General features: G+C 68.4%; 6 protein-coding genes. 4 read left to right on the top strand and 2 right to left on the bottom strand.

Translation table 11 applies throughout. The features are described from left to right. Nucleotides 1-116: 116 nt before the first annotated feature. Nucleotides 117-1,220, bottom strand: coding sequence for an anhydro-N-acetylmuramic acid kinase (locus tag ASD38_RS07415; protein WP_056458962.1), 1,104 nt, complete (start codon nt 1,218-1,220; stop codon nt 117-119). 191 nt (nt 1,221-1,411) lie between these two features. On the opposite strand from ASD38_RS07415, the gene tyrS reads away from it, so the two are divergent. From tyrS to ASD38_RS07395, 4 genes are all read left to right on the top strand, one after another. Beyond that, on the top strand, nt 1,412-2,755 hold the full coding sequence (tyrS, locus tag ASD38_RS07410) for a tyrosine--tRNA ligase (protein WP_162252129.1): 1,344 nt from the start codon (nt 1,412-1,414) through the stop codon (nt 2,753-2,755). 70 nt (nt 2,756-2,825) lie between these two features. Continuing rightward, the gene (locus tag ASD38_RS07405; protein ID WP_056439894.1) at nt 2,826-3,302 is read left to right on the top strand and encodes a peroxiredoxin; all 477 of its coding nucleotides are present in this window, start codon (nt 2,826-2,828) and stop codon (nt 3,300-3,302) included. Between the two features lie 204 nt (nt 3,303-3,506). Continuing rightward, nucleotides 3,507-4,661, top strand: coding sequence for a peptidoglycan DD-metalloendopeptidase family protein (locus ASD38_RS07400; protein ID WP_056439892.1), 1,155 nt, complete (start codon nt 3,507-3,509; stop codon nt 4,659-4,661). Next, nucleotides 4,642-5,121, top strand: coding sequence for a bactofilin family protein (locus ASD38_RS07395; protein ID WP_056439889.1), 480 nt, complete (start codon nt 4,642-4,644; stop codon nt 5,119-5,121). Before ASD38_RS07400 ends, ASD38_RS07395 begins: the two co-directional genes overlap by 20 nt. A gap of 59 nt (nt 5,122-5,180) precedes the next feature. Here the strand turns inward: ASD38_RS07395 and prfB are convergent. Then, a protein-coding gene (prfB, locus tag ASD38_RS07390; RefSeq protein WP_156390615.1) for a peptide chain release factor 2 occupies nt 5,181-6,294 on the bottom strand; the annotation gives its coding sequence in 2 pieces (ribosomal slippage) (nt 5,181-6,224 and nt 6,226-6,294; 1,113 coding nt in all). Between the last annotated feature and the right edge of the window lie 25 nt (nt 6,295-6,319).

Raw genomic sequence — 6,319 nt, 5'->3', positions numbered from 1 at the left:
CGCGGTCTGTCCGCCCCCACAGGGGGCGGAGGACGCCGCACCGCGCACCTCTTCCCCCTCTGGGGGAAGACGACCGCGAAGCGGTCCGTAGGGGGCAAGCGGTCGCCGCACGGAACCTAGGGATTTACGATCCGCCCGCCCGTCATCGCTCGGGCCACCCCTGTCGTCCCGGGGAAGCTGATCGGCAGTCCCCTCGCCGTCCGGGCGGCCAGGTAGGCGAAGGCCTCGGCCTCGATGGCGTCGCCGCGCCAGCCGACCGCCTCGGCGGTGCGGACCGGTACGGGCGCGCGATCGGCCAGGGCCTTCATGATCTGCGGATTGTGGCGGCCGCCGCCGCAGACGATCAGGGCGTCCGGATGCTGGCCGTGCTCGAAGGCCTTGACGACCGCCTCGGCGGTGAAGGCCACCAGGGTGGCGGCGGCGTCCTCGGAGGACAGGTGGTCGACCAGGTCGAGCGGAAAATCGTAGCGGTCCAGCGACTTGGGCGCCGGCCCGGAGAAATAGTCGCTGGCCAGGAAGGTCGCCAGCACCGCCTCGTCGACGACGCCGGCCGCCGCCAGCCGGCCGTTCTCGTCGAAGCGCCCCAGACCCCGGGCCTGCAGCATCAGGTCGATCATGCCGTTGCCCGGACCGGTGTCGAAGGCCAGCAGATCGTCGTCGGGGCCGATCAGGGTGATGTTGGCCACCCCGCCGATGTTGAGCGCCGCCACCGGGGCCGGCAGGCCCGAGGCCCGAGCCCGGGCGGCGTGATAGATCGGGGCCAGCGGCGCCCCCTGCCCGCCCGCCGCTACGTCGGCGGTGCGGAAGTCGAACGCCACCGGCCGGCCGCAGGCCTTGGCCAGGCGCTCGGCGTCGAGCAGTTGCACGGTCCGGCCGATCCGGCCCGGATGGGGCCGTTCGTGCAGCACCGTCTGGCCGTGGACGCCCAGCAGGTCGAAGTCCGACCACGCCAGGCCGTGTTCGGCCAGGAAGCTCTCGGCGGCCTGGAAATGCTCGTCGGCCACCGCCTGGGCGGCCTCCTCGAAGATCTCGGGCGGCGGCTTGTCGCGGGGCCAGCCGCGGGCGACCTCGGTGGCGACCAGCAGCAGGTCGCGGGTCTCCTCGCGCAGCTTGCGCTCGCCGGCCGGGCCGAAGGCCTGGATCTCTTCGCCGTCGGTCTCGAGCACCGCCATGTCGACCGCGTCGAGCGAGGTGCCGGTCATGAATCCCAGGATAAGCATGGTCTGGTTGACTGCCACGGGTCGGCCCGGGTAGCTAGGCCCCATGATCGCCCAGCGCCCCATGATCCGCGCCTATTACCGCCCGCTGTCCTAGCGGGAGGCCGACCGATCACGTCCGCGCCCCGCCCTCGCCGGCGACACGCGGATGGAAAGCGAACGTCTCCGGTTCTTGCCTCCAGGAGACGTCCACGATGAAACCCTCGCCACAGACCGCCCCCGCCGTGCTAGACGCCCAATCGTCTGAAGTTCAGGCCCCTGATTTAGAGAGTCGAGCCATGTCCGCCCCCGCGCCGTTCAAGTCGGAATTCCTCCAGACGCTGCAGGCGCGCGGCTATATCCACCAGATCACCCATCCGGATGAACTGGACGCGGCCGCCGCCGGCGGCGTGATCACGGCCTATATCGGCTTCGACGCCACCGCGCCGTCCCTGCACGTCGGCAGCCTGATCCAGATCATGATGCTGCGCCGCCTGCAGCAGGCCGGCCACAAGCCGATCGTCCTGATGGGCGGCGGCACGACCAAGGTCGGCGATCCCACGGGCAAGGACGAAAGCCGCAAGCTGCTGAGCGACGCCGACATCGCGGCCAACATCGCCGGCATCAAGCAGGTGTTCGCCAAGTTCCTGACCTTCGGCGACGGGCCCACCGACGCGATCATGGTCGACAACGACGCCTGGCTTTCCAAGTTCGGCTACGTGCAGTTCCTGCGCGACTACGGCGTGCACTTCACGGTCAACCGGATGCTGGCCTTCGACTCGGTCAAGCTGCGGCTTGAGCGCGAGCAGCCGATGACCTTCCTCGAGTTCAACTACATGCTGATGCAGGCGGTCGACTTCCTGGAGCTGAACCGCAAGTACGGCTGCGTGCTGCAGATGGGCGGCTCTGACCAGTGGGGCAACATTCTCAACGGCGTGGAGCTGACGCGTCGCGTGGACCAGAAGGCCGCCTTCGGCCTGACCACGCCGCTGCTGGCCACCGCCTCGGGCGCCAAGATGGGCAAGACCATGTCGGGCGCCGTCTGGCTGAACGCCGAGCAGCTGTCGCCTTACGACTACTGGCAGTTCTGGCGCAACACCGAGGACGCCGACGTCGGCCGGTTCCTGAAGCTGTTCACCGACCTGCCGCTGGACGGCATCGCCGCGCTGGAAGCCCTGCCCGGCGCCCAGATCAACGAGGCCAAGAAGGTGCTGGCCGACGAGGCCACCCGCATGGCCCACGGCGAGGATGAGGCCCGCAAGGCCCGCGACGCCGCTGAAAAGGCCTTCGAGCAGGGCGCGCTGTCGGTCGATCTGCCGACGTTCGAGGTTCCGGCCGCCGACCTGAAGGCGGGAGTCGTCCTGGCCAACCTGTTCGCCGACGCCGGCCTGGCCGCCTCGCGCGGCGAGGCCCGCCGCCTGGCCCAGGGCGGCGGCGTCAAGGTCAATGACAAGGCCGAGCCCGACGCCAACCGCGTGGTCACCGAGGCCGATCTGGTCGGCGGCGTCGTCAAGCTGGCGGCGGGCAAGAAGAAGATCGTGCTGGTCAAGCCGGTCTAGAGTGCATGGTCGTTCCGGATCGCCTCGTGAGCGGTCCGGAGCGGGTTTGTTTGGGACGTTGGAGAGACAGATGCTTGAACCCGGCGACAAGGCCCCCGACTTCGACCTGGCCACCGACACCGGCCGCGTCAGCCTTGCGGGCCTGAAGGGCAAGAACGTCGTGCTCTACTTCTATCCGAAGGACGACACGGCCGGCTGCACGTCGCAGGCCCTGCAGTTCTCGTCCGAGGTCGAGGAGTTCGCCAAGCTGGGCGCGGTGATCGTCGGGGTGTCCAAGGACAGCGCCGCCTCGCACGCCAAGTTCCGCAAGAAGCACGACCTGACCGTCGAGCTGGCCGCCGACGCCACCGGCGAGATCGTCGAGGCCTATGGCGCCTGGGTCGAGAAGAGCATGTACGGCCGCAAATATATGGGCATCGACCGCTCGACCTTCCTGATCGACCGCGAGGGCGTGGTCCGCCAGGTCTGGCGCAAGGTCAAGGTGCCCAACCACATCAAGGCGGTGCTGACGGCGGCCCGGGCCCTGAAAGAGGGAACGCTGAAATAGCGGTGTGGCTCGCGGGCCGCAGGCGTGCGGTTATCGCAACACTGAGACGCCTGGGTGGTGGCAATCGGTCGCGGAACCTTTTACCGGTTGAATTGTTTAGGCAAAACATCGCCAAGCGTACCCGCTTGGCGCGAAGTATCTTGCGCGTTTCCGCATTCTCGTTGCATATCGCCGGGACCTTGAAAACGGGGGTTTCCTAGGGCGATGGCGATCACGCGCTTCAAGCGACTGCGACAAACCCTGGAAGAGCTTTTCCCCGAGCGCCATCTCTATGTGCGCTCCGGCGGCGAGATGCGCGGCTACGTGTTCTCGACCGGCAAGCAGCTGATGTGCGCGACCGGCGTCGCCGCTGCGGCTCTGTGGATGGGCGTGTGCACCGCCTCCATGATGGTCAACGCCCTGTCGGTCAGCTCGACCGACCAGATGGTCATCAAGCAGAAGGCCTATTACGAGCGCCTCAACGCGGATCGACAAGCGCGCCTGAACAGCGCGGTGGCTCAACTGTCGGCCAGCAGCGGCTCGCTGGACGAACTGGCCAGCTCGGTCGAGAAGCGTCATGCCGCCCTCGCCCTCCTGGTCAGCGACTTCAAGGGCGTGCCCGGCGCCTCCCAGGCCCTGCAGATCTCCAAACCCCACGTCCTGGGCGCCTCGCCGGTCGAGCGGATCCAGGCCACGCGCATGGATCAGGAACGCCTGATCGACGCCGCCGAGACCTTCGCCAAGAGCCGCGCCGAGCGCCTGCGCCTGGCCATGCGGATGGCGGGCCTGGACGCCGGCTCGTTCACCGGCCGCGGCGGCTCCTCGCTGGGCGGCCCGCTGATCGAGGCCAAGGACCCCCGCGCCCTGGCCGCCGTGCTCGACGTCGACGAGGACTTCGCCGGCCGCATCCAGCACGCCGCCACCGACATGTCGGACATGCGCCAGCTGAGCGCCGCCTCGCAGAAGCTGCCCTTCTATCGCCCGACCAACAATCCGGCCCTGAGCAGCAGCTACGGCGTCCGCTTCGACCCCTTCACCCATCGCCCGGCCTTCCATTCGGGCCTGGACTTCCCCGGCTCGTTCTACACGCCGATCATGGCGACCGCGCCGGGCGTGATCTCGTTCGTCGGCGTGCGCTCGGGCTACGGCAACGTCGTCGAGATCGACCACGGCAACGGTTTCAAGACCCGCTACGCTCACCTGCAGGCCGCTTCGGTCCGGGTCGGCCAGCGCGTGGCCATAGGTCAGCGCATCGCGGCCATGGGCTCGACCGGCCGTTCGACCGGTCCGCATCTGCACTACGAAGTATGGGTCAACGGCCGGGCTCAGAACCCGAACCGCTTCTTGAAGGCTGGTGAGTATGTTCAGCAAGCAAGCTAAGGCGTCCAAGGGTCCGGCTCGCATCGAGCCGCTGCCCATGTCCATGGCTCCGACCAACCCGGAGGCGGCTCGCAAGGCGCCGCCGAAGGTCGCGTCCCTGATTTCACCCGACATCACCATCGAGGGCGGCATCACCGGCGACGGCGAGCTGCAGATCGACGGCATCGTGCGCGGCGACGTCCGCGTGGGTCGCCTGACGATCGGCGAGACCGGCCACATCGAAGGGTCGATTTACGCCGAGGCGGTGGAGGTCCGGGGCCGCATCGTCGGGGCGATCACCGCCAAGCAGGTCCGCCTCTATGGCACCTCCTACATCGACGGCGACATCACCCACGAACAGCTGGCGATGGAGACCGGGGCCTTCTTCCAGGGGCGCAGCCTGAAGTTCCAGCGCCCGGCCGCCCCTCCGCAGCCCCAGCCCGCGCCGCCGCCCATGCTCGAGGCCAAGTCGGCCGGCTAGACACAAAAAACGCCCCGGAGTGATCCGTGGCGTTTTGCTTTTCAGGGCCGCCGGCTAGACTAGGCGTCGCGGGTCGCGCCGACCCGCTGGGCCAGCGAAGCGCCCATGAAGGCGTCCAGATCGCCGTCGAGAACCCCCTGGGTGTCGGAGGTTTCGACATTGGTCCGCAGGTCCTTGACCATCTGGTAGGGCTGCAGGACGTAGCTGCGGATCTGGTGGCCCCAGCCGATGTCGGTCTTCTGGTCTTCCAGCGCCTGTTGCGCCGCCTCCCGGCGCTGCAGTTCGGCCTCGTAGAGCCGGGCGCGCAGCATCTTCCAGGCTTCCTCGCGGTTCTGGTGCTGCGAGCGGCCGGCTTGGCAGGCCACGGCGATGCCGGTCGGGATGTGCGTCAGGCGCACGGCCGAGTCCGTCTTGTTGATGTGCTGACCGCCGGCCCCCGAGGCCCGATAGGTGTCGGTCCGCACGTCGGACGGGTTGATGTCGATCTCGATCGTGTCGTCGACCACCGGATAGACCCAGGCCGAAGCAAAGCTGGTGTGGCGCTTGGCGGCGGCGTCATAGGGGCTGATGCGCACCAGGCGGTGCACGCCAGCCTCGGTCTTCAGCCAGCCATAGGCGTTCGTGCCCTTGACCAGCAGGGTCGCCGACTTGATGCCGACCTGATCGCCCGAGGTCTCTTCGACCAGCTCGACGCTCATCTTGTGGGCGTTGGCCCAGCGGCTGTACATGCGCAGCAGCATGCCGGCCCAGTCGCACGACTCGGTGCCGCCGGCCCCGGAATTGATTTCGACGTAGCAGTCGTTGCCGTCGGCTTCGCCGGACAACAGGGCCTCGAGCTCGGCGCGGCCGGCGCGTTCCTTCAGGTCCTTGAGCTGGGCGCGGGCGTCCTCCAGCAGGGCGTCGTCGCCCTCCGTGTCGGCCAGCTCGGCGTACTCCAGCGCGTCCTTCAGGCCGGTTTCCAGGACCTGCACGGCTTCGACGCGCGCGGCCAGGCTGGCGCGTTCGCGGGACACGGCCTGGGCTTCCGTCGGACGGTCCCACAGGGTCGGGTCTTCGACCCGGGCGTTCAGCTCATCGAGCTTGCGTAGGGCGGCATCCCAGTCAAAGACGCCTCCTGAGCAGCCCTACGGACTGCTCGATGTCAGCCGCGGAGGCCTCGACATCCGGTCTCATCACGTAACTCCGTGACAGTGTTGAA

This window comes from Caulobacter sp. Root487D2Y (assembly GCF_001427165.1).
Lineage (GTDB): Bacteria > Pseudomonadota > Alphaproteobacteria > Caulobacterales > Caulobacteraceae > Caulobacter.
The sequence above is the reverse complement of the archived record's forward strand: the minus strand, read 5'-3'. Positions and strand labels throughout refer to the sequence as shown.

Bases quoted from the DNA above. Each gene is read 5' to 3' on its own strand.
- ASD38_RS07400 (WP_056439892.1), top strand. From the start codon at position 3,507: ATGGCGATCACGCGCTTCAAGCGACTGCGACAAACCCTGGAAGAGCTT.
- ASD38_RS07415 (WP_056458962.1), bottom strand. From the start codon at position 1,220: ATGCTTATCCTGGGATTCATGACCGGCACCTCGCTCGACGCGGTCGAC.
- ASD38_RS07405 (WP_056439894.1), top strand. From the start codon at position 2,826: ATGCTTGAACCCGGCGACAAGGCCCCCGACTTCGACCTGGCCACCGAC.
- ASD38_RS07395 (WP_056439889.1), top strand. From the start codon at position 4,642: ATGTTCAGCAAGCAAGCTAAGGCGTCCAAGGGTCCGGCTCGCATCGAG.
- tyrS (WP_162252129.1), top strand. From the start codon at position 1,412: ATGAAACCCTCGCCACAGACCGCCCCCGCCGTGCTAGACGCCCAATCG.